At 64.9% G+C, this 20,850-nt stretch carries 14 protein-coding genes and 3 other RNA genes; 8 read left to right on the forward strand and 9 right to left on the reverse strand.

Translation table 11 applies throughout. The annotated features are described in order from the left end of the window. Positions 1 to 122: 122 nt before the first annotated feature. Positions 123 to 1,403, reverse strand: coding sequence for an amidohydrolase family protein (locus tag AC1KVG_RS14860; protein ID WP_481094895.1), 1,281 nt, complete (start codon positions 1,401 to 1,403; stop codon positions 123 to 125). Beyond that, the gene (locus AC1KVG_RS14865; protein WP_176340430.1) at positions 1,400 to 2,800 is read right to left on the reverse strand and encodes an amidohydrolase; all 1,401 of its coding nucleotides are present in this window, start codon (positions 2,798 to 2,800) and stop codon (positions 1,400 to 1,402) included. Before AC1KVG_RS14865 ends, AC1KVG_RS14860 begins: the two co-directional genes overlap by 4 nt. Before the next feature lie 140 nt (positions 2,801 to 2,940). On the opposite strand from AC1KVG_RS14865, the gene AC1KVG_RS14870 reads away from it, so the two are divergent. After that, the gene (locus AC1KVG_RS14870; RefSeq protein WP_481094896.1) at positions 2,941 to 3,501 is read left to right on the forward strand and encodes a DUF924 family protein; all 561 of its coding nucleotides are present in this window, start codon (positions 2,941 to 2,943) and stop codon (positions 3,499 to 3,501) included. A gap of 440 nt (positions 3,502 to 3,941) precedes the next feature. Here the strand turns inward: AC1KVG_RS14870 and grxD are convergent, their stop codons facing one another. Next, positions 3,942 to 4,868, reverse strand: coding sequence for a Grx4 family monothiol glutaredoxin (gene grxD, locus AC1KVG_RS14875; protein ID WP_481094897.1), 927 nt, complete (start codon positions 4,866 to 4,868; stop codon positions 3,942 to 3,944). Between the two features lie 60 nt (positions 4,869 to 4,928). Here grxD and AC1KVG_RS14880 point away from each other — a divergent pair, with 60 nt between their 5' ends. From AC1KVG_RS14880 to AC1KVG_RS14890, 3 genes are all read left to right on the forward strand, one after another. Next, positions 4,929 to 5,705 (forward strand): polysaccharide deacetylase family protein, encoded by a 777-nt coding sequence (locus AC1KVG_RS14880; RefSeq protein WP_481094898.1) that lies wholly within the window; start codon positions 4,929 to 4,931, stop codon positions 5,703 to 5,705. Between the two features lie 413 nt (positions 5,706 to 6,118). After that, positions 6,119 to 8,302 carry a TonB-dependent siderophore receptor gene (locus AC1KVG_RS14885; protein WP_481094899.1) on the forward strand — a complete coding sequence of 728 codons (2,184 nt, stop codon included), beginning with the start codon at positions 6,119 to 6,121 and terminating at the stop codon, positions 8,300 to 8,302. Between the two features lie 1,198 nt (positions 8,303 to 9,500). Next, a non-coding RNA gene (locus AC1KVG_RS14890) (sX9 sRNA) lies at positions 9,501 to 9,564 on the forward strand. Positions 9,565 to 9,598: 34 nt separating this feature from the next. Here the strand turns inward: AC1KVG_RS14890 and AC1KVG_RS14895 are convergent. From AC1KVG_RS14895 to AC1KVG_RS14905, 3 genes are read right to left on the reverse strand one after another with little or no spacing between them, the layout of a single operon-like run. Then, the gene (locus AC1KVG_RS14895; RefSeq protein WP_176341988.1) at positions 9,599 to 10,270 is read right to left on the reverse strand and encodes a methyltransferase domain-containing protein; all 672 of its coding nucleotides are present in this window, start codon (positions 10,268 to 10,270) and stop codon (positions 9,599 to 9,601) included. A 56-nt stretch (positions 10,271 to 10,326) separates the two neighbouring features. Further along, positions 10,327 to 10,950: an SGNH/GDSL hydrolase family protein gene (locus tag AC1KVG_RS14900; RefSeq protein ID WP_481094900.1), complete on the reverse strand. Its 624-nt coding sequence runs from the start codon at positions 10,948 to 10,950 to the stop codon at positions 10,327 to 10,329. Continuing rightward, positions 10,950 to 12,221 carry a pyridoxal phosphate-dependent aminotransferase gene (locus AC1KVG_RS14905; protein ID WP_268214216.1) on the reverse strand — a complete coding sequence of 424 codons (1,272 nt, stop codon included), beginning with the start codon at positions 12,219 to 12,221 and terminating at the stop codon, positions 10,950 to 10,952. Before AC1KVG_RS14905 ends, AC1KVG_RS14900 begins: the two co-directional genes overlap by 1 nt. A 153-nt stretch (positions 12,222 to 12,374) precedes the next feature. On the opposite strand from AC1KVG_RS14905, the gene rsgA reads away from it, so the two are divergent. From rsgA to AC1KVG_RS14925, 4 genes are all read left to right on the forward strand, one after another. Further along, positions 12,375 to 13,466, forward strand: coding sequence for a ribosome small subunit-dependent GTPase A (rsgA, locus tag AC1KVG_RS14910; protein ID WP_481094901.1), 1,092 nt, complete (start codon positions 12,375 to 12,377; stop codon positions 13,464 to 13,466). Position 13,467: 1 nt separating this feature from the next. After that, positions 13,468 to 14,730: a flavohemoglobin expression-modulating QEGLA motif protein gene (locus AC1KVG_RS14915; protein ID WP_481094902.1), complete on the forward strand. Its 1,263-nt coding sequence runs from the start codon at positions 13,468 to 13,470 to the stop codon at positions 14,728 to 14,730. 123 nt (positions 14,731 to 14,853) lie between these two features. Beyond that, positions 14,854 to 14,926: non-coding RNA, sX9 sRNA (locus tag AC1KVG_RS14920), on the forward strand. Between the two features lie 174 nt (positions 14,927 to 15,100). Beyond that, positions 15,101 to 15,781 (forward strand): type 1 glutamine amidotransferase domain-containing protein, encoded by a 681-nt coding sequence (locus AC1KVG_RS14925; RefSeq protein WP_481094903.1) that lies wholly within the window; start codon positions 15,101 to 15,103, stop codon positions 15,779 to 15,781. Positions 15,782 to 15,845: 64 nt separating this feature from the next. Here the strand turns inward: AC1KVG_RS14925 and AC1KVG_RS14930 are convergent. The 3 genes from AC1KVG_RS14930 to AC1KVG_RS14940 form a co-directional block, all read right to left on the reverse strand. Then, a non-coding RNA gene (locus AC1KVG_RS14930) (sX9 sRNA) lies at positions 15,846 to 15,921 on the reverse strand. A 332-nt stretch (positions 15,922 to 16,253) separates the two neighbouring features. Next, on the reverse strand, positions 16,254 to 18,173 hold the full coding sequence (locus tag AC1KVG_RS14935) for an alpha-amylase family protein (RefSeq protein WP_481094904.1): 1,920 nt from the start codon (positions 18,171 to 18,173) through the stop codon (positions 16,254 to 16,256). A 34-nt stretch (positions 18,174 to 18,207) separates the two neighbouring features. After that, on the reverse strand, positions 18,208 to 20,661 hold the full coding sequence (locus AC1KVG_RS14940; RefSeq protein WP_481094905.1) for a TonB-dependent receptor: 2,454 nt from the start codon (positions 20,659 to 20,661) through the stop codon (positions 18,208 to 18,210). Positions 20,662 to 20,850 lie beyond the last annotated feature (189 nt).

Raw genomic sequence — 20,850 nt, forward strand, 5'->3', positions numbered from 1 at the left:
GCTCTGGGCAAGAGGCGCGCCGCGCGGCGCAATCCCCCTTCCTGTGTGGGCAGCGGTGCGGCACATCACACACATGCTCACTACGAACATGCGCGTGACAAGCACGCCCGTTACAAGCACGCTCACTTCAGATACGCACGCGGCAACGGGCCGGCCGGTTGCATGTAACGGTCGCGCAGGTCGGTCTGGCGCGAGCGCATCGGCATGTCGCGGCCACCCAGCCATACCTGCTCGGCATAGTGGGCGACATCCAGCGGATCGCCGTCCCACAGCACCAGATCGGCCTGCTTGCCGACTGCGATGCTGCCGATGCGATCGGCCACGCCGAAGATCTCCGCCGGCACGCGGGTCAGCCCGGCCAGGCCGGATTCCCACGGTAATCCATTGGCCACCGCATTGCCGGCCAACTGGCGCAGCTTGCGCGCGTTGTGCGAGGCATCGCCGCTCTGGGTGAAGCTGACCTCCACGCCGGCGGCGCGCAGACGTGCGGCGTTTTCCAGCGTTGCGCCGATCTGGTCGAAGGTGGATGGCAGATCTGCCAGCGCATCTACCAGCACCGGTACCTTGGCCTGCGCCAGCTGCGGTGCGAGCTTCCAGGCTTCGGTGCCGCCGGCAATGGCGATGCGGACCTTTTCGCGCTGCGCCCAGCGTAGCAACTGGCGGATATCGGCGGCACGTTCCACCTGCACCACGATGCGACCTTGCCCGCCCAGATACTTGGCCAGCACGTTGCGGCCGACCGGGGTCAGCAGCGCGTGCGGCGAATCGGCGGGCACGCGTCCACGCGCTTCGGCAACCAACTGGTCGAGCAGCATCCACTGCGCCGCACGCGAGCTGCCGGTGAGATCGGATGCGGCTGCACCGATGCGGATAAACAGGGCATGCGGGCCGATCGGGTCGGGGCTGCCATCCAGCCGCACGATGCCGCCTTGTCCGGCGATGAAAGCACCACTGGTGGTTGCGCCCAACGCAGTGAAACCGATGCCTTCCACGCGCGCCACCGGCACCAGCACCGAGTCGGGGTTGTAGGGCAGAGTGACGTCGAATTCCGGGCGCATCGGCTGATCGCTCAGCTTGACGCCGCTGTCCACGGTGCTGTCTTCGCCGGACACTTCTTCGATGCCGATCTCGGTGATGCCGCCGAACAGCGCCGGGGTCAGCGGACGGCCCTTGGCCTCGACCACGCGTCCATCGGTGGGTACGGCCAGGTGATTGCCGATGGCGCGGATCACCCCGCCCTCTACCAACACATCGGTGTTGCGCAGCGTGCCTTGGGTGGTGGCGGTATGTACGGTCGCGCCACGGATCAGCACCTGCTGGCCGAATGCGGGCAGTGCAAGCACTGCGATGACCACTGCCGAGATCGCGCGCAGACGCGGGCGAACGAAGGTCGCGCGGCTCATCGTGCCACCTCCTGGCCGAGCATGAAGTCCGACACCGGCTGCAGTGCGCGGTTATGCCGGTCGTAGACCTGCGCGCCGTCGATGTAGACCTGTTCGGCCAGCGCGTAGGAACTGAAAGGATTGCCGTTCCACACCACCACATCGCCCATCTTGCCCGGCTCCAATGCGCCGGTCTGCTTCTCAATGCCGAGCGCCTTGGCGGCGTTGCTGGTGAGCCAGCGGATCGCGCGCTCGGGCGCAATCTCCGTGCCACTGCGGCGCGCATTGGCGATCACCTTGGCCGCTTCCTGATTCAAGCGCTGGATGCCTTCTTCCGAATCCGAATGCACGATGGCGCAGCTGTTGGCCGGGCGGTCGACCATCGCGATGTTTTCCTGGATGCCGTCGAAGGCTTCCATCTTGAAGCCCCACCAATCGGCCCACAGCGCGCCGCAGACGTTTTCCTGCGCCAGGCGGTCGGCCAGTTTGTAGGCCTCCACGCCGTGGTGGAAGGCGGCGATGTGGAAGCCGAATTCCTTGGATAGATCGAGCATGGTCGCCATCTCATCGGCGCGGTAGCAGTGGATATGCACGCGGATGTCGCCGTTGATGGCGCCGGCCAGCGTGTCGAGCTTGAGATCGCGCTTGCCGCCGGCATCGCCGCTGCTGTCGTTGTCGCCGCCGCGGCTCCACCAGTGGCGTTTTTTCTCACTGTTCTTTTTCGGCGCGTTCTTGCGCAGGTACTCGGCCGCATCGATGAACGCGGCGCGATAACCGGCCACGTTGCCCATGCGGGTCGCCGGGCCGCCTTTTTCGCCATACACACGCTTGGGGTTCTCGCCACAGGCCATCTTCAGGCCCCAGGGCGCGCCGGGGAATTTCATGCCCTGGTAGGTGGTGGACGCCACGTTCTTGAGCGTGACGCCGCGCCCGCCGATCAGATTGGCCGAGCCCGGCAGAATCTGCAGCGAGGTGATGCCACCGGCCAGCGCGGTGCCGAAGCCCGGGTCCTGCGGCCAGATCGAATGCTCGGCCCAGACATTGGGCGTCACCGGTGCGGTCATCTCGTTGCCATCGCTGTGCGCGCTGACGCCGGGGCTGGGATACACGCCCAGATGCGAGTGCACGTCGATGATGCCGGGCGTGACCCACTTGCCGGTGCCGTCGATGCGACGTGCATCGGCCGGCGCCTCCAGCCCGCGCCCGACCGCAGACACCTTGCCGTCGCGCAGCAGCACGTCGGCATCGTCCAGGCGCTGCCCGGTGCCGGTGAGGACCGTGGCGTGCTGGATCAGCACCGGCCCGGAGGCGAGCGCGTGATAGGTGCTGGGATATGGGTCTTGCACGAACCGCGATGCCGCAGACGCAGGCCCGCACAGCACAGCCGCGCCCAGCGCGGCGAACAGGATGGAACGCATGGATTTCCCCGGTGCAACGAAAACGTCAGCAGCAAACCTAGCGGCCGGCGGCGTGCTTGCCAAGTGCTGCGCTCTCGGTGGCGGCGGGCTCATCACATGCGCGCGTGCATGCTGTGCCGTATTCGTCAGGGGAAACGTCGATGATTGCCAAATCAGAGCGCAACAAACAGGCCGATGTGGTGTTGGCTTTCTGGGAACTGGCCGGCCCGGCCCGCTGGTTCACCCACAACGATGCCTTCGATGCCAACTTCCGCCAGCATTTCAGCGAGCAGCACTTTGCGGCCGCTCGCGGCGAGTATGCGCACTGGATGGAAGGTGCCGAAGATGCATTGGCCTTGCTGATCCTGCTCGATCAGTTCCCGCGTAACGCCTTCCGCGGCAGCGCGCATTCCTATGCCACCGACGGCCTGGCGCTGCAGCATGCCAAGCAGGCGCTCGCCAGCGGTTTCGATCGACAGGTCTCCGCGCAATTGCGGCTGTTCTTCTACTTGCCGTTCGGGCATGCGGAAGATCTGCAGGAGCAGGTGCGCGCGGTGCAGCTGATCACTGCGTTGGACGATGCCGAAACCACGCACTGGGCGGTGCATCACCAGCAGATCATCCAGCGCTTCGGGCGGTTTCCGCATCGCAATGCGGTGCTGGGACGTGAGAGCACTGCGGAAGAACGGCAGTTTCTCGATGACGGTGGATTTTCCGGTTGAGGCGCGGCGGCGGGTTTCTCGGCGCTGTTTAAGTTACAGCGTCCCTAGGGCTGTTATTTCACTGCAGGGCCCTTGCCCGCTCACCCTCGCGGGACACGCCGCAAGTACGTCCATGTAGGCTCTTACGCGGCATCCATGCCGCGTAAGGTCCCGCGACGGTGGGCGGGCAAGGACCAGTCGAGATGGTCGGTGTGCAGGGTTTTCAATAAAACAACCGGCAAACTGTCTGGTGCGGTGTCCTCGCTGATTGCGGGACCGTGTGGAGGCATGGATGCCGCCACCGAGCCTCCACGGACGGATTCACGGCGTGTCCCGTGAGCGGCGAGGGCACCGCGCCCTCTCCCCTCGATGGAACACCACAGCTCTAAACCGAGACAGCAACAGCACGCACAGGTGAATCAACAGCTACGTCACCACTGCTGCGCGATCGGTCGTGGTGCTCAGTACTTCGCCACGCCGTTGTCCACCTGGTCCGACCACGCATCGATGCCGCCGGTGACGTTGTAGACGTTGCTGAAGCCCAGGCTGCGGAAGTGCTCGGCGGCCTGCAGGCTGCGGTCGCCGCGGTGGCACAGGAACGCCAGCGGGGTGTCCTGGGGCAACTGCTCGATGGCGGCACGCTCGTGCGCGTCCAGCGTGCGGAACGGGGCGGCAACCGAAGCCAGCGCACGCTCGTCGGCCGGGCGCACGTCCACCAGGGTCAGCGTGCCGGCTTTGAGACGGTCGTCGGCATCGCGCACCGACAACTCCTGCACCGGCTTGGGCGCGTTGGGGTTGTCGATGGCCAGGCCGCGGCCGCGGATATCGTCCACCCAGTCGATGGTGATGCCGTCGGCGCGCCGCGCGCTGGCCAGATCGAACTGCACGCGCAGGCCGTTGGATTCGGCCGCGATCGCATTCGGGTTGGTCGGCGCCAGCTGGAAGTTCGGCTGGAAGTCGGCGTCGATGGACAGCGTCAGCGAGGCGTCCGGCGCATCGGCCAGCGCGCCCTTGAGCATCTCGACCGCCGCCGGGGTGACGGTGATCTTGGGCGGAGTCCGGTCTGGCGCCTGCAGGCCGAGCATGCTGCTCAACTCGCCGCTGTCGGCCATCTGCAGGATGATGTCGCTGCCGCCGACCAACTCGCCATCCACGTACAACTGCGGAATGGTCGGCCAGTCGCCATAGGCCTTGATGCCTTCGCGGATGTCCTGGTCGGCCAGCACGTTGACGTGGGCATAGTCGATGCCCAGGCCGTCCAGCACGCCGACCGCCTTGGCCGAGAAACCGCACTGCGGCATGCTGGGCTGGCCTTTCATGAAGAGCACCACGCGGCTGGATTGCAGCAGCGTATCGATACGGGAACGCAGGGCGGGATCGAGGGACATGGCAGCACTTCGGTCAGATCGTGGAGGCGGACCATTCTACGCCGCGTGGCATCATGCGGTATGACCACGCTGCAAACGCTGTATCGCATTCCCTCACATCCTTACCGCTGGCTTGGCCTGCTGGCGCTCTCGCAGGCCGCAGTGGCGCTGTTGTGGTGGCACCTGGGCTGGATCTGGGGCGTGCCGGCGCTGTTGCTGTCGCACGCGCTGTTCGTGGTGCCGGTATTCCTGCCGCGCGCGCGCCTGTATGCGCCGGTACTGGCACGCCTGCCCGGACACGCGCCGCAGGTGTGGCTGACCATCGACGATGGCCCCTCCGACGACACCCCGGCGATGCTGGAATTGCTGGACGCCTACGATGCCAAGGCCACCTTCTTCGTGGTCGGCGCACGCGCCGAGCAGCGACCTGAGCTGGTGCGCGAGATCGTGCGTCGCGGGCATGGTATCGGCAACCACAGCCACACCCATCCGCAGGCCTGGTTCTGGGCGCTGGGGCCACGCCGCATGGCGCAGGAAATCGGCCAGGCGCAGCGCGTGCTGGCCACCATCACCGGGCAGGCGCCACGGCTGTACCGCTCGGTGGTGGGCATGACCAACCCCTTCGTCGCCTCGCCGCTACGTGCGCACGGCCTGACCCGTGTGGCCTGGAGCGCGCGCGGCTTCGACGGCGTGCATTGCGAGCCGGACGCCACCATCGCCCGCATCGTGCGCGACCTGCGCCCCGGCGCGATCGTGCTGCTGCACGAAGGTGCCGCGCACGGCCACAACCTGACCATCCTGCGTGGCGTGCTGGAGGCGATGCGGGAGCGTGGGTTAGTTGGGCGGCGTCCGGACTGAAGGTTCCCGGCAAAGTGGCTGCGTTCACCGCGAGGCGCGCCCGGTGCTTAGTCCTTCGATGCCGGCACGTCGTGCTGATTGTGCCGTGCATGCCCGCCTGAGGCCGCTCGCTGCGCTCTGTCAGCTGCGTCAGGATGCAGCTGGCACAGCGCCGGATGTGACGCGTGCGCAGGCCCATGTGCCGGTCGCGGCGTCGCCGCCGGTCTGTCGGCTTGCGATCACCCGCTGCGACAAACAGACGTCAATCGCAGCCGTCAGCGGCAGACCTTGTGCCCTGATCTATTGACAGCCCTTTCACCTGGATCGAACATGCGCGCCCAGCCAGCAAATGGTGCGTGCCTTTCGATGGCATGCATGACGCCAGCCTCAGCGGCCGTCCCGGACGGCAATGTTTCGCTCATGAGGCTGACACCATGTCTTACCGCATTGCTCCTGCGCGCGCTGTTGTGCGTGCGGATATCTGTTTGTTGAACGCTCGCCTGTCGCATTCATTGCTGGCGCTGGCCTGCGCATGGCCGTTGTCTGCGCTGGCGCAGTCGAGCACGCGCGATCCGGTCGACCTGGACCGCATGCAGATCCACGCGCATCGCGGCGCTGCCACCGAGGGCACTGACTCCTACACCGCCGATGTCGCGCGCAGTTCGACCAAGCTGCAACTCTCGCTGCGCGAAACGCCGCAATCGGTGGTGGTGGTGACGCGCCAGCAGATCGTCGACCGCAATCTGCAATCGCTGCAGGACGTCACCGACACCGTGGCCGGTTTCAACTCACCGACCTGGGATACCGAGCGTACCTATATCAACGCGCGCGGCTTCGAAGTGGACTACTACCGCATCGACGGCATCCCCACCGATTACAGCGGCGATGTGCAGCAGAACATGGCGATTTACGACCGTGTGGAAATCATCCGCGGTGCCAACGGGCTGACCTCCGGTGCGGGCAGCCCGGCCGCGTCGATTGATCTGGTGCGCAAGCATGCCGACAGCGACGTGTTCACCGGCCGCGTGGATCTGTCTGCGGGGCGCTGGGACCGCTATCGCGGCACCGTGGACCTGCAATCGCCATTGAACACGGCAGGCAACGTGCGCGGACGGGTGGTGACCAGTTACGAAGACAAGCAGTCGTTCCGCGATTACTACAGCAAGCAATCGTCGCTGTTCTACGGCATTGTCGATGCCGATTTCAGCGATGCCACCAGTGGCTATATCGGCGTCAACAAGCAGCGCAACGACGGTCGCGGCACCACCTGGGGCGGCGTGCCGGCGTACTTCAGCGATGGCAGCCGCACGGATTTTGCGCGCTCGGATTCGTTCACTCCGCGCTGGGCGCGTGGCGTGGCCGACACCACCAATGCCTTCGCCGGCCTGACCCATCGCTTCGACAACGGTGCGCAGCTGCATGTGGAGTATTCGCATCAGCGTTTCGAGGCCGATTGGAAATCGGTGCTGTTCGGCTATCTCGATTATCCGGACCGCGACACCGGCCTGGGCCTTGCCAGCAACTTTGGTGGCCGCTATCCCACCTTGAGCGCGCAGAACAGTCTGGATGCCTACGCCACGGTGCCGCTTATGCTGTGGGGCCGCGAGCACGAACTGGTGGCCGGCGCCACCTGGATGAATCGCAACCTGCGCAGCTGGTCCAACGCACCACTGCAACCGCTGAGCGCCGAAAGCGTGTACGCCTGGACCGGCCGCATGGCGCAGCCGGAGTGGACGCCGCTGACCAAAGGCGAAGAGCGCGATGTGCGCCAGGTTGCCGCCTACGCTGCCGGCCGTTTCAGCCTGACCGATGCGCTCAAGGCCATCGTCGGCGCACGCATCACCGACTGGAAGAACACCGACCAACTGGTACCGGCCAACTCGTACGAACGCCGCGGCCGCACCGCGCCGTACGCCGGCCTGATCTTCGATGTGGATGATCACCATTCGCTCTACGCCAGCTACACCGGCATCTTCAAACCGCAGAGCAATCGCGACCGTAGCGGGCGGTATATCGAACCGCTGGAAGGCAACAGCTACGAGATCGGCGCGAAGGGCGAATACCTCGGCGGCCAACTCAATGCGGCGTTGGCGCTGTTCCGCATTGAGCAGGACAACCTCGCCGTCAACGACCCCGGCCAGTTGGTGCCCGGCACCACCGATCAGGCTTATCTCGCTGCCAAAGGCACAGTCAGCCAGGGCGTGGAATTCCAGCTCGATGGCCAGCTTTCGGAGCAATGGCGCATCGCGTTCGGCTTTGCCCAGTTCGATGCCAACGACGCCAGCGGCGTCGACGTGAATCCAACCAGTCCGCGTCGCGAAGCGACGCTGTTCACCAGTTGGCAAACCGGCCCATGGCGCGTTGGTGGTGGTCTAAGTTGGCAGTCGGCCATTCACGAATTGATGTCCGGGCCACAGGGCGCCACGCAGCGGTTGACCCAGGGCAGCGTGCTGCTGGCCAACGCGATGGCGCGCTACGACATCAATCAGGCATGGTCGGCGCAGCTCAACTTGCGCAATCTGTTCGACCGCAAGTACTACGCCAACATCGTCTATCAGAGCCAGCTGATCTACGGCGACCCACGCGATGTGGAGCTGACCGTTTCCTGGAAGTTCTGATCTCGCTCAAGGCGCCAGCCGCTGGCGGCATCCATGCCGCCAAAGGTCCCGCGACGGTGGGCGGGCAAGGACCGGTCGAGAGTGTCGGTGTGCATGGCTTTCAACAAAGCAATCAGCGAACTCTCTGGCGCGGTGAGGGCACCGCGCGCTCGACTAACTAGCTTGTGACTGCATCTCATGACGCTACGACTCGAAATCTCGGTTGTCTTGAACGCATGGAGAGTGCGGATAGATCAGTTACAGAGCGGTTGATCTGAGGGTTTGCTGCAGGGCCCTTGCCCGCCCACCATCGCGGGACACGCCGCAAGTACGTCCGTGTAGGCTCTTACGCGGCATCCATGCCGCGTAAGGTCCCGCGACGGTGGGCGGGCAATGACCAGTGGAGATGGTCGGTGTGCATGTTGCAAGCAATGAATCAGGTGCGTTGTTCGGATAACGCTGCGGCCGATCAGCTTCGCAACGCAAAACGCAACGCGATCAACAGGCAGGCTTTCATCAAACGACCGACCAACTTTCTGGTGCGGTGTCCCCGCCGCTTGCGGGACCGTGTGGCGGCATGGATGCCGCCACCGAGCCTACATGGACGTACTTGCGGCGTGTCCCGCGAGCGGTGAGGGCACCGCGCGCTCGACTAACTAGCTTGTGACTGCATCTCATAACGCTACGACTCGAAATTTCGGGTGTCTTGTAAACGCATGGAGAGTGCGGATAGATCAGTTGTAGAGCGGTTGATCTGCGGCTTGGCTGCAGGGCCCTTGCCCGCCCACCATCGCAGGACACGCCGCAAGTACGTCCGTGTAGGCTCTTATGCGGCATCCATGCCGCATAAGGTCCCGCGACGGTGGGCGGGCAAGGACCAGTCGAGATGGTCGGTGTGCATGGTGCAAGCAATGCATCAGGTGCGTTGTTCGGATAACGCTGCGGCCGATCAGCTTCACAACGCAAAACGCAACGCGATCAACGGCAGGCTTTCATCAAACGACCGACCAACTTTCTGGTGCGGTGTCCTCGCCGATTGCGGGACCGTGTGGCGGCATGGATGCCGCCACCGAGCCTACATGGACGTACTTGCGGCGTGTCCCGCGAGCGGCGAGGGCACCGCGCACTCGACCAACGCAGCTTGGGATCATCCACATAGCGTCAAGAGTGCCTGTTAAAACGACTGCGCGGCCGTGCTCGGTGCGGCATACACCACGTTACACCCCCGGTTCCCCCGCGCCGTCCGCACCCACCGGACGACCGCTCGCTACGTTTTGTCAGCCGTTCTAAAGCGAGCCGAGCACTTCGTGCACCGCCTCAGCGAGGTTCGGCCACGATCAACCAGTTGTTGAACGGCGTATTGCCATACAACGGCGCAAACGTCGCGCGCAGACCTGCGGCATCCAACTGCGCCTGCAGGCTGTCGCGGGTGGGGTAGCTGCGCGGCATGCGCTGCATCCAGCCGCTCAGATGCGCCAGCACGTCGGTGACGCGGCTGGTGCGGCCACGGCTGCTGGCATCGCCCAAGGCACTGCGGATCACCAGCTTCGCGCCCGGCGTCAGCATCTGCGCCACGCTGCGCAGCAGGTTGGCCTGCATGTCGTCCTGCAGATACTGCAGCACATCCAGGATGGTCACGCTGCCGCGGTGTTGCGGCCATGCCACGCTCAGATCGACCACGGCGAACTGCGTGTTGCCCAGTGCCGAGCGCTGCGCGATGTGTTGCGCGCGGCGGATCTTGGACGCATCCACATCCACCCCGTGATACGCCAGTGCCTGGCCATCGGCACGCAATGCATGCGCGAGCAGACCCAGCCCGCAGCCCAGATCCAGTACCGGCGCGTTGGTGCTGCGCAGTTCGGCCAGCACGCCCGGATACAGCGGATCGGTGCGCAGTTTGGCCTGCGTGTAGTAGTAGTCGTAGCGATTGCCCAGCGGATGCGGCGGCAGAAACGCGCGCGCGATCGCCAGCGCCTGCGCGCGGCTCATGGGTTGGGTGGCGGTGGTTTGCAATGTCGTTCCTTGGCAGTGAGCGTGTTGCGCGGCTAGCTTAGGGCATCGCGCGCCGCAGGCAGTGCCAATGCGGTCCAGCGCGCATACATCGCGCCAGAGGGATGCAGGCCATCGTCGACCAGCATCTCCGCCGCGTCACCGCCATCGCGGCTGGTGGCGGTGATGTCGACAAAGCGTACGGCACGTTTGGCGCAGAGATCGGAGGCGACGCTGTTGAAGGCATCGATCTGCGCGGCAATCAGCGCCGCATCGGCGCCCTGCGCATGCGCAAACGGCGTCAGCCCCCAATCGGGAATCGACAGCACGAACACGTGCGCTGCACGACCGCCCGCGAACCCGATCGCACGCTGCAACAACGCATCGAACTGGCTGCGGTACTCGTCCAGCGAGCGCCCGCGGTATTGGTTGTTGACGCCGATCAGCAAACTCACCAGGTCGAACGGGCCCTGCGGTGCGGCCGTATCGATGCCAGCCTGCAGCTCGTCGGTGGTCCAGCCGGTGGTGGCGATGATCTGCGGCGGCGTCACGTTCCAGCCGTAGGCACGCAAACCGTCGACCAATTGCACCGGCCAGCGCTGCGCAGCCGCAACGCCTTCGCCGATGGTGTAGGAATCGCCGAGCGCCAGATAGCGCAACGGCGTACCAGGCGCCGCCATCAGGCCACGCTGCGCGACTTGAGCGGCACGACCTTGGTGACCGCTTCGGCGCGCCGAGCCAGTGCGCGGTCGATACGCGCGAACACATCGCGCATCACCGTCGCCTCCGGCATCAGGGTCACGCGGAAGTGATGGCGATAGGGCACGTTGAAGCTGGAGCCCGGCACCACCAACACGCCTTCCTCGTTCATTAGCTCGAGCGCGAATTCGTGGTCATCGAAATTACGCGCGGCGGGACCTACCACCGCCGGAAACGCGTACAGCGCGCCGGCCGGTGCCACCAGCGACAGATGCTCACTTGCCGCACAGGCTTCGATCACCGCACGGCGGGTTTCGTACAAACGCCCACCCGGCGCGCACAGCGCCGAGATGGTGTCCGGCCCATTGACCGCCGCATCGATGGCGTACTGGCCCGGCACGTTGGCGCACAGGCGCAAGGCGCCAAGCAGGTCCATCGCGTTGCGCAGATCGTTGATGCGCGATTGCTCGCCCGACAGCAGCCCCCAGCCCACGCGCCAGCCACACGCACGGTGCACCTTGCTTAGCCCGCCGAAAGTGATGCACGGATGCGCGCCGGCCAGCGGCGCGACCGGCACGAAGGCGGCATCGTCGTACAGCACCTGATCGTAAATCTCATCGACCATCAGCAACAGGTTGTGCTTGGTGGCGATGGCCACGATGCGCTCCAGCAACTCGCGCGAATAACTGGCGCCGCTGGGGTTGTTCGGATTGATCAGCACGATGGCGCGGGTGCGCGAAGACACCAGCGTCTCGATCTCCACCGGGTCCGGCTGGAAGCCGTTTTCTGGCGCGCAGCGGTAATACACCGGGCGGCCGTCGTTGAGGATGGTCGCCGCCGACCACAGCGGGTAGTCGGGCGAGGGCACCAGCACTTCGTCGCCTGGATTGAGCAGTGCACGCAGCGACAGGTCGATCAGCTCGCTGACGCCGTTACCGATAAAAATGCGATCCGGATGCGCGTCCGGGTGCTGGCGCCGCGCATACGCAGTGGCGATCGCCTCGCGCGCTTCCGGCAGGCCTTGCTGATGGGTGTACGGATCGGTGCGGCCCATGTCGTCGGCGATGGCGCGCTGCAGATGCTCTGGCGCACGGAACCCGAAAGCCCCCGGGTTACCGATATTGAGCTTGATCAGCTTGCGGCCCTGCGCCTCCAATTCCCGCGCTCGCCGCGCCAGCTCGCCCCGGATCTCGTAGCGGACTTCGGACAGACGCTCGCGAATGACGAGCGGCTTTTGCTGGGCTGTGGACATACGGCAGGCCGGTTGTAGGCGTGAGGCTTGGCATGGTAGCGGAAATATGACAGGCGGGCATGCTTGCATCGGCAACGATGTCAAGGGGCGCTTCAGTCCAGGCGCAGGGCCCGATTGCACAAGCCACTGCGGCCAGCCAGCTAGAATCGCCCCATGAGCAACGCACTCCCCGATTTCCACACCCTCCAATCCATCGGCTGGCCCTGGCCTGGCCCTGCCGAGGACCCGGCCTGGCAGGCGGTCTTTGCCGCGCATCCGCAGGCGATGCCGGCGCGGGTGGTGGAGCAGCACCGCACCGGCTATGTGGTGGCCGATACGCCGGAGGCCAGTCTCAAGGCGGAGTCGTTGCCAGAGTGGCAGCGGCCGCGGTTTCCCAGCCATGAGCGGGCGGCGGTGGGCGATTGGGTGCTGATGGAGGGCAAGCGCATCGTGGCCTTGCTGCCGCGGCGCACCTCGATCAAGCGCGGCGCGGCCGGCGAGCATTACCACCAGCAGGTGATCGCGGCCAACATCGATACGGTGTTCATCGTGTGCGGGCTGGATGCGGACTTCAATCCGCGCCGCATCGAGCGCTATCTGCTGCTGGTCGGCGGCGGCGGTGCCGAGCCGGTGGTGGTGCTGACCAAGGCCGATCAGACCGAATACGCTGAGGATGCGTTGGCGGTGCTGGAGGAACTGGAAGCGCAGAACATCGCGTTGCGCGCGGTCAATGCCAAGGATCCCGAGAGCGTGGCTGCGCTTCAGCCGTGGCTGGGCGATGGCCGCACCGCAGTGCTGGTGGGCTCGTCGGGGGCCGGCAAGTCGACGCTGACCAATACCTTGCTCGGCTCGCAGAAGATGAAGACCAATGCGGTGCGCGAGAACGATTCGCGCGGCCGGCACACCACCACGCATCGCGCGTTGATTCCGTTGCCGTCCGGTGCCTGCCTGATCGATACGCCCGGTATGCGCGAGCTCAAGCCCACTGGCGAAGAGGACCTGGCCGAGGGCGGTTTCTCGGATGTGGAGGCCTTGGCAGCGCAATGCCGCTTCAACGATTGCGCGCATATCGCCGAGCCCGGCTGCGCGGTCCGTGCGGCGATCGAGGCCGATACGCTGGATCCGGAGCGCGTTGCCAACTACATGAAGCTGCGTGTGGAAGTGGCCGCTGCTGCCGAAAAGCTCGCCACGCGCCTGGCGCAGAACAACCGGGGCAAGGGATCGGGCCGGCGGCCTGCCAGCGTCGATCGCACCGGGCGCCGCTGAAATGCCGCTGCGCAAGGCGCCGCCGGACATCGTCCATCACGCGGCGCTGGATGTGCGCCTGGTCAAGGCGGTGCGCGGCGTGCGTCTGTTGGCTCTGGCCAGCTGGCCGCGCTCGCTGCAGGAGCCGTTTTTGCAGAGCGTGGCGCGTGGCCATCCGGAGCTGCCGCAGGTGGAGTATCCGGCGCTGGATTTCGGCGATACCCGTCGCGAACTGGCGGCGATTGCCAAGGCCGCCGATCCGCATCATCCGCTGGGCGCGTATCTGATCGACTCGGCGCATAGCTGGGGCCTGGCGGCCGGCCTGCTGGAATCGCTGGGCACCACCGCGGTCAGCGATTACTCGGCGCAACTGTTCGGTGTGCCCGACGACCCGATGCCGGGCAACGGCCCGACCACGCGCGAGGCCGCACGCCACTTCATCCAGATTGCGCAGGAACTGGATCGCGAATTGCTGGCGCCCGAAGAACAGGTGCCGGTGTCGGCGACGGCCTTGCGCATGCAGTTGCAGAACGATCTGGATGCGTTCTTCGAAGGCCGCGTCATCACCGTTACGCTGGACCCGGATCTGCTGGCCAAAGCGGCAGCTGGTGCGCATCGCATCCGCTTGCGCAGCGGTGCGACCTTCAGCGATTACGACCGCGCGCAGTTGTTCCATCACGAAGCGCTGGTGCATTCGCTGACCGCACTCAATGGCCGCGCGCAGGTGCATCTGCCCAGCCTTGGCATCTCTTCGCCGCGCACCACGGCCACCCAGGAAGGGCTGGCCACGTTCGCCGAGCAGATCACCGGTAGCATCGATATCGAACGCATGAAGCGCATCAGCCTGCGCATCGAGGCGATTGCGATGGCGCGCTCGGGTGCGGACTTCATCGAGGTGTTCCGCTATTTCACCAGCAGCGGGCAGGGCGCAACCGAAAGTTTTTCCTCGGCGCAACGCGTGTTCCGCGGGGTGCCCACCGCAGGCGGCGGCGCCTTCACCAAGGACACGGTATATCTGCGTGGTTTGGTCGCGGTGCACACGTTCTTCCGGCATTCCCTGCAGCGCGACCAGCTGCAGCTGTGCCGGTACCTGTTTGCCGGCAAGATGGCGCTGGGCGATGTGGCGCGCTTTGCGCCCTTGTTCGACAGCGGCGTGCTGGTTGCACCGCGCTGGCTGCCGCCGTGGGTGAGCCGGGTCAGCGGGCTGGCCGGCATGCTGGCGTTCTCGTTATTCGCCAATCGCATCCGCATGGATCAGCTGCAGCCGCCAGCGATGAATGTCTGAGCGCCGTTACGACAGGGTGCGAACACTTGCCGGTTAGGTGCGAACACGCACCGCGATTTTAGAGCAGCTGAAACAACCACTGTGTTCACCGTCAGGCGGTCGCGGCCAATGCTCGGAATCGGCATAGCCACTCGTACACCCCGGTTCCTCCGGCCGTCCGCACCACCTGTGGACTGCTCGCTACGTGTTGTTAGCCGTTCTTGGTAGTCGCGCGTCCCGTGCGGATGCAGCGGGACGCGCGATTGTGTGGCCCGCTGCAAGTGGCGCTGAACCGTATGCATCGTGCCGACGCGTTCTACACGATGTTGCAACGGGCTGATCCACACACTGGTCGCCTCGCCCGAGATGGGCAACGACACGAGGCAATGCGATGAAACTCCTGATGGTGCTCACCTCCCACGACCAACTCGGCGATACCGGCAAGAAAACCGGCTTCTGGCTGGAAGAATTCGCCGCGCCGTACTACGTGTTCAAGGATGCCGGCGCCGACATCACCCTGGTCTCGCCAAAGGGCGGCCAGCCGCCGCTGGATCCCAAGAGCGACGAGCCCGACGCACAGACCGATGCCACCAAGCGCTTCAAGCAGGACGCCGACGCGCAGCAGGCATTGGCCAGCACGCATCGTCTGGCGGACGTCAAGGCCGAGGACTTCGATGCCGTGTTCTATCCGGGTGGCCACGGACCGTTGTGGGATCTGGCCGAAGACGCGCAGTCCATCGCCTTGATCGAAGCCTTCGCCGCTGCCGACAAACCGCATGCCCTGGTCTGCCACGCGCCGGGCGTACTACGTCGGGTCAAGGGCAGCGATGGCAAACCGCTGGTCAATGGCCGCCGCGTCACCGGCTTTACCAATGGTGAGGAAGAGGGCGTTGGCCTGACCAAGATCGTGCCGTTCCTGGTCGAAGACGTGCTGACCGAACTCGGTGGCCGTTACGAGAAGGGCGCCGACTGGGGCGTGCATGTGGTGACCGATGGCAAGCTGGTGACCGGGCAGAATCCGGCCTCGTCCGAAAAGGCCGCCGAGACGTTGCTCGAGTTGTTGAAGCGCTGATTTTACGGATGTCGTGTGGTCGTGCATTGACCGCCGGAGAAAGCCGCGCCTTTTGAGTTGGAGCAGCTCACAAAACGTAGCGATTAGTCGTCAGGTGGGTGCGGACGGGGCGAAGGAGCGGGCATGTACGAGTTGTACATGCCGACGCCGAGCACCAGCCGCGCCCGACTGACGGTTAGAGCAGTAGTTTTGCGGCTGCTCTTGGTCGTGCGTTTTCAGAATGCCGCAGCATCCGACAGCTCGACGCAATCCAGTACTCGCAACCAAGCGCACCGACCATCTCGACTGGCCCTTGCCCGCCCACCGTCGCAGGACCTTACGCGGCATGGATGCCGCGTAAGAGCCTACACGGACGTACTTGCGGCGTGTCCTGCGACGGTGGGCGGGCAAGGGCCCCGCAGCCAGGTCACAGATCGTCCGCTCGGGCAGATCATCCGCTCTGAAGTGCGCTTCAGAACTGCCCCATGTCGTTTCAGGCACTACGCTCCAAACAGCGCACCGCATAAGCCGGCAGCACCAGCCGCATGTCATCGCTCAGCGATTCGACCGCTGCGTCGCTGTCATCAGCCAGCAACGTCCATCGGCCATCCCCGATCGCGGCAAGCTCCACCGTCAGCGGCTGATCGCCGAAGTTGTGGACGGCCAAGAAACCATCGCCACGCGTCAACGCAAACAGTCGCGGATCGCCCAGCGCCACGCTGCCCAACGCCTGATCGGCTGCCAAAGCAGAAAGCGCAGCACGTTGCCGGATCAATGCACGCAACCGGCGATACACCTTGCCGCTCAAGCTTTCTGCATCCTCGCGGTGTGCTGCAAGCTGCCAATTCATCGCCGGACGATGCAACCAGCGGCCTTCGTGCTGACGGAGCGGGTCGCCTCGATAACTGATGTCGTTAGGCAAGGCGAGTTCATCGCCCATATAGATCAACGGTACGCCCGGCATCGCCAGCGCGATCGCGTAAAGCAGTACCAACCGATCCACCGCAGTGTCCAACGCCACCGCATCACCTGCCTCCTGCGCCGCCTGAATGCCTGCAAGCGCAGCGGCCATGCCATTGGTGCCATGCACACCGTCGCCACTGCTCTGGAAGCTCTCGCCGCGTGCGTAACTGCCCGGCACATCATTGGCATAGAAGCGCGCGACATCGCGTAACGCAAACGGCGGCTGCGCGGCATTGCCGGCCGCTTCATGCTGCAGCACGTTCCAGCCGATATCGTCGTGGCAGCGCACATAGCTCAGCCACGCGCAGTTGTGCGGCAACGGCGGGCTATGCGCGATGACGGTATGCAGAATGTCGCCGCGTTGCAGCGCCAAGGCCGACCAGCCGGCTGCCATCAGCGTGCTGTGATACGCGAGATGGCACTCATGTCCCTGATCCGCACCTGTGCCGAAATACGGCGGTAGCTGCGTCATCGGCACGATGGCTTCGGCCTTCATCACCACCGAGGGCGCCACGATATCGGTGACCGCGCGCAGCGCCACCAGCAAGGTGTGCGCCTCGGGTTGATTCATGCAATCGGTGCCGGTGCGCTTCCACAAATACGCCGTGGAATCCAGCCGAAATGCTTCCACGCCCAGATTGGCCAGCTGCAGCATCGCCAGCGCCATCTCGCCGAACACCGCCGGGTTGCTCCAGTTCAAATCCCATTGATAGGGATAGAAGGTGGTCCACATCCACTGCGCAGTGTCATCCACCCAAGTGAAGTTGCCGGGTGCGGTATGCGGGAAGACCTGCCCCAGCGTGGCTTCGTACTGATCGGGCAGGGCCCGATCGGCAAAGTGATGGTAGTAATCGAGATAGCGTGCGTCGCCCGCACGCGCGGCCTGTGCCCAGGCGTGATCGTCGGCGGTATGGTTGAGTACGAAATCCGCGCACAGGCTGATGCCGGCCTCACGCAGGCGTGTGGTGAGTGCGATGAGGTCGTCGTTGTTGCCCAGGCTCGGTTCCACCTGGCCGTAATCGCTGACCGCAAAGCCGCCATCGTTGTCGCCGGCGCGCGCACGCAGGAACGGCAGCAAGTGCAGATAGCGCACGCCCAGTTCCTGCAGATACGGCACACGCTCGGCCACGCCTTGCAAGGTGCCGGCGAAGCGGTCCACGTAGGCGCTGTAGCCCAGCATGTGTTGTTCGCCAAACCAGCCGGGCTGACGCGTTGTGTCCAGTTGTTGCAGTGGCTGCGGGCGCTGTTGCGCAGTGTTGCCGAGCGCGCCCAACCACTGCGTCAACCACGACGCATAGTCCGGGCGCTGCCCATACAGCGCTTGCAGCGCGTCGAGCAGACGCGGCGCATGCTGCTCGAAGCGCGGCAACAGCGCGCTGGCACGCTGCGCATCCAACGGCGCAGCAAAGGCTGCGCGCACTACAGTGAAATCGATGGGGGAGGTGCTCATTGGCAAGCGCCGGGAAGAATCCGGCGAGGGGTCCTTAGAAGTCGTAGCGCAAGCTGATGCTGGTGGTCCGGCCGGCGATCGAACGCGCGCGGATGATGCCGTTGGCGGGAATCGTGGCTTCCTCGGCTTCGGTCAGGCCAAACGTGTTGAACAGGTTGTTGACGTTGAGCGCGACGGTGAGCGCATCGGTCACGCGGTAATCGCCGAACAGGTTCACCTGCGTATAGCCGGGCATCTTCAGCTGGTTGGAATCCTGGGTGTAGGCATCGGTGGTGCCGATCAGGTTCACGCCGAACTGATAGCCGTCGCCGCGATAGCTGGGTGTCAGCTGCCACACGACATCGGCCTGGCGGCGCGGCACATTGCCGGTGTTTTCCGGGGTGATCTGGTCCCTGGAGATTTCCGCATCGGTCCAGGTCAGGCCGCCGTTGACGGTGAATCCTTCGTAACGGTAGCTGGCTTCCAGCTCTACGCCGTGCGCCTTGTAGCTGCGGTTGAAGAAGCGCTGGCTGGTCACTTCGAAGTTCTGTTCCTGGGTGCGTGCGGAGAACGCGGTCGCAAACAGGCTCAGCCCGTCGCGGCGCCACTTCAAACCGGCTTCGGTCTGGCGAACCACGTTGACGCCTTCGTCGGAAGACACCGAGCCGTCATCGCGGATCACGCCGAACAACAGGCGGTCGGCATTGGCGCGTGCACCGCGGCTGATGCGCGCGAACGCGCCCAGGTCGTCGTTGATCAGATAATTGCTGCCCAACGAATACGACAGGTAATTCCAGTCGTAATCCACCGGCCGCGCGTTGGCGGTATCGACCGTGGCCACGCGTTGTTCCACCGGCTGGATCACGCCATCGCCGTTGACGTCCAGGTTCTGTGCGATCGCGGTACCGGAATAGTTGCCGCGTGCATCGCCCATGTCGTAACGCAGGCTGCCGTCGATGCTGAGCTTGCCGCTGTCGAAGGTGAGCGCCACGTAAGGTGCGTTGACGTCGTAGCGCACGTCATAGCTGCGGGTATTGCAGCAATCGCCCCAGAACGGCACGCCGTAGGCGTACAAACCGTTTTGCGAGCGCGACACGCCGCCGGCATCGACCACGTTGAGCAGGCGCGAGTCGCGGCCCAGGGCCTGCACGTAGGAGTTCCAGGTCCAGTCCATGTCGATGGTCTGGCGCGAACTGTAATAGCCCATGCGCAGGGTGAGCGTGCGGTCATCGCCGTCGAACGCGCGCGAAACGCTGAGGTCGTTGGTGACGTTGCCCAGGTCGTTGATTGCTACGTTGAATAGATGCGTGCGGATTGCGTTGCCGGTGTAGGCCTGGCCGGCGTCGGGGCCGCTGGCCTGCACCAGTTGCGCGCCAGCGCCGCCGATGGAAGAGGCGAGCGAGGCGGCATCGGCGACTTCGGCCGGGAACGGGCTGACGAAGCGGCCGCTGTTGTCGGCGATGCGGAATTTCTCGCTCAGGTTCCAGCCGTTGCCCAGGTCGAACCAGGCTTCAGCGCCGATGGTGCGCGAGATCGGGTGCATGCCGTCGCCCAGGTCGGTGCGGCGCGGCTGGTTGTTGCCGTCCAGGCCCACATCGCTGCGGAAATTGCGGCTGTACAAGGTGTCATTGCCGGGGTCGAAGCCGGCGAAGCCGCCCAGGTCCGGCGAGCCATCGCGGCCGCGCACGGAGGTGGGCACCGGCAGATAGCCGGCGGCGCGGTCGTTGAGGTATTTGCCGTACACGCGCACGTAGCCGTTCTCGAACAGGCGGGTGAGGTTGGCCTTGAGCTGGCCGCCCTTTTCGGTGGTGTAACCGGCGTCGCGCACGCCATCGCCCTGGCGGAAGAAGCCGCCGATATTGAACTGCCAATGCTCGGCAAACGGTGCGCCGTAGTTGAAGTCCACGCGCGTGCTGTCGTAATCCACGCCGCGGCTCACGCCTACGCTGCCGCCTTCGGTGTCGCCGGTCTTGCTGATGAAGTTGATGATGCCGCCGGGCGCGTTACTGGTGAACGTCGAGGCCGAACCGCCGCGGATCGCTTCGATGCGGTCCATCGTGAAATCCGAACGCAGGAAGATATCCGAGTTGCCGAAGGCGATATCGCCGAACTCCATCACCGGCAAACCGTCTTCCTGCAATTGCAGGAACTTGGCGCCGCCCGAAGCGACGGGGAGGCCGCGCACGGCGATATTGGCGTTGCCTTCGCCACCGCTGGATTCGGAGCGTATACCTGGAATGTTGCGGAAAATTTCAGCAGTGCTGCGCGGCGCCGATTGCTCGATCGCCTCGGCCCCCACGGTGCTGACCGACACGCTCGATTTCAACTTGGTGGTGGCAGTGGAGGTGCCGGTGACGAACACCGAATCCAGATTGACCGCGGCGCTGTCGGCAGCCGGCGGGGTGGTGGGTGCGCTGGTGGCGTCCTGCGCCAGCGCGGCAGGCACGCACAGGCAGGAGGCGACCGCGCAGGCCAGGGCATGCAGGCGAAGGGTGTGCAAAGTGGACATCGCGGTTCTCTCTCTCACGGATGGTGGTGTGCCGATATCTGCATCGTCCCCTCCCAGGGAGTGGCCGTGTGGCCTGCAGTGCGAGCGCAGTAATACGCTGTAATACAATCGATTGCAATCCTGCATTGCAGCAATCCAATGCATGCTGGAAAGACACAATCTTCAAAGCGGAAGCGTGTTGCATCGCAG

The organism is Xanthomonas sp. NCPPB 3959, from assembly GCF_056675575.1.

Coding starts and splice junctions, on each gene's coding strand:
- AC1KVG_RS14895 (WP_176341988.1), bottom strand. CDS start 10,270: ATGAGCCGCGCGCAGGCGCTGGCGATCGCGCGCGCGTTTCTGCCGCCG.
- AC1KVG_RS14915 (WP_481094902.1), top strand. CDS start 13,468: ATGCCGCTGCGCAAGGCGCCGCCGGACATCGTCCATCACGCGGCGCTG.
- AC1KVG_RS14860 (WP_481094895.1), bottom strand. CDS start 1,403: ATGAGCCGCGCGACCTTCGTTCGCCCGCGTCTGCGCGCGATCTCGGCA.
- AC1KVG_RS14880 (WP_481094898.1), top strand. CDS start 4,929: ATGACCACGCTGCAAACGCTGTATCGCATTCCCTCACATCCTTACCGC.
- rsgA (WP_481094901.1), top strand. CDS start 12,375: ATGAGCAACGCACTCCCCGATTTCCACACCCTCCAATCCATCGGCTGG.
- AC1KVG_RS14905 (WP_268214216.1), bottom strand. CDS start 12,221: ATGTCCACAGCCCAGCAAAAGCCGCTCGTCATTCGCGAGCGTCTGTCC.
- AC1KVG_RS14935 (WP_481094904.1), bottom strand. CDS start 18,173: ATGAGCACCTCCCCCATCGATTTCACTGTAGTGCGCGCAGCCTTTGCT.
- AC1KVG_RS14870 (WP_481094896.1), top strand. CDS start 2,941: ATGATTGCCAAATCAGAGCGCAACAAACAGGCCGATGTGGTGTTGGCT.
- AC1KVG_RS14900 (WP_481094900.1), bottom strand. CDS start 10,950: ATGGCGGCGCCTGGTACGCCGTTGCGCTATCTGGCGCTCGGCGATTCC.
- AC1KVG_RS14885 (WP_481094899.1), top strand. CDS start 6,119: ATGTCTTACCGCATTGCTCCTGCGCGCGCTGTTGTGCGTGCGGATATC.
- AC1KVG_RS14865 (WP_176340430.1), bottom strand. CDS start 2,800: ATGCGTTCCATCCTGTTCGCCGCGCTGGGCGCGGCTGTGCTGTGCGGG.
- AC1KVG_RS14925 (WP_481094903.1), top strand. CDS start 15,101: ATGAAACTCCTGATGGTGCTCACCTCCCACGACCAACTCGGCGATACC.
- grxD (WP_481094897.1), bottom strand. CDS start 4,868: ATGTCCCTCGATCCCGCCCTGCGTTCCCGTATCGATACGCTGCTGCAA.
- AC1KVG_RS14940 (WP_481094905.1), bottom strand. CDS start 20,661: ATGTCCACTTTGCACACCCTTCGCCTGCATGCCCTGGCCTGCGCGGTC.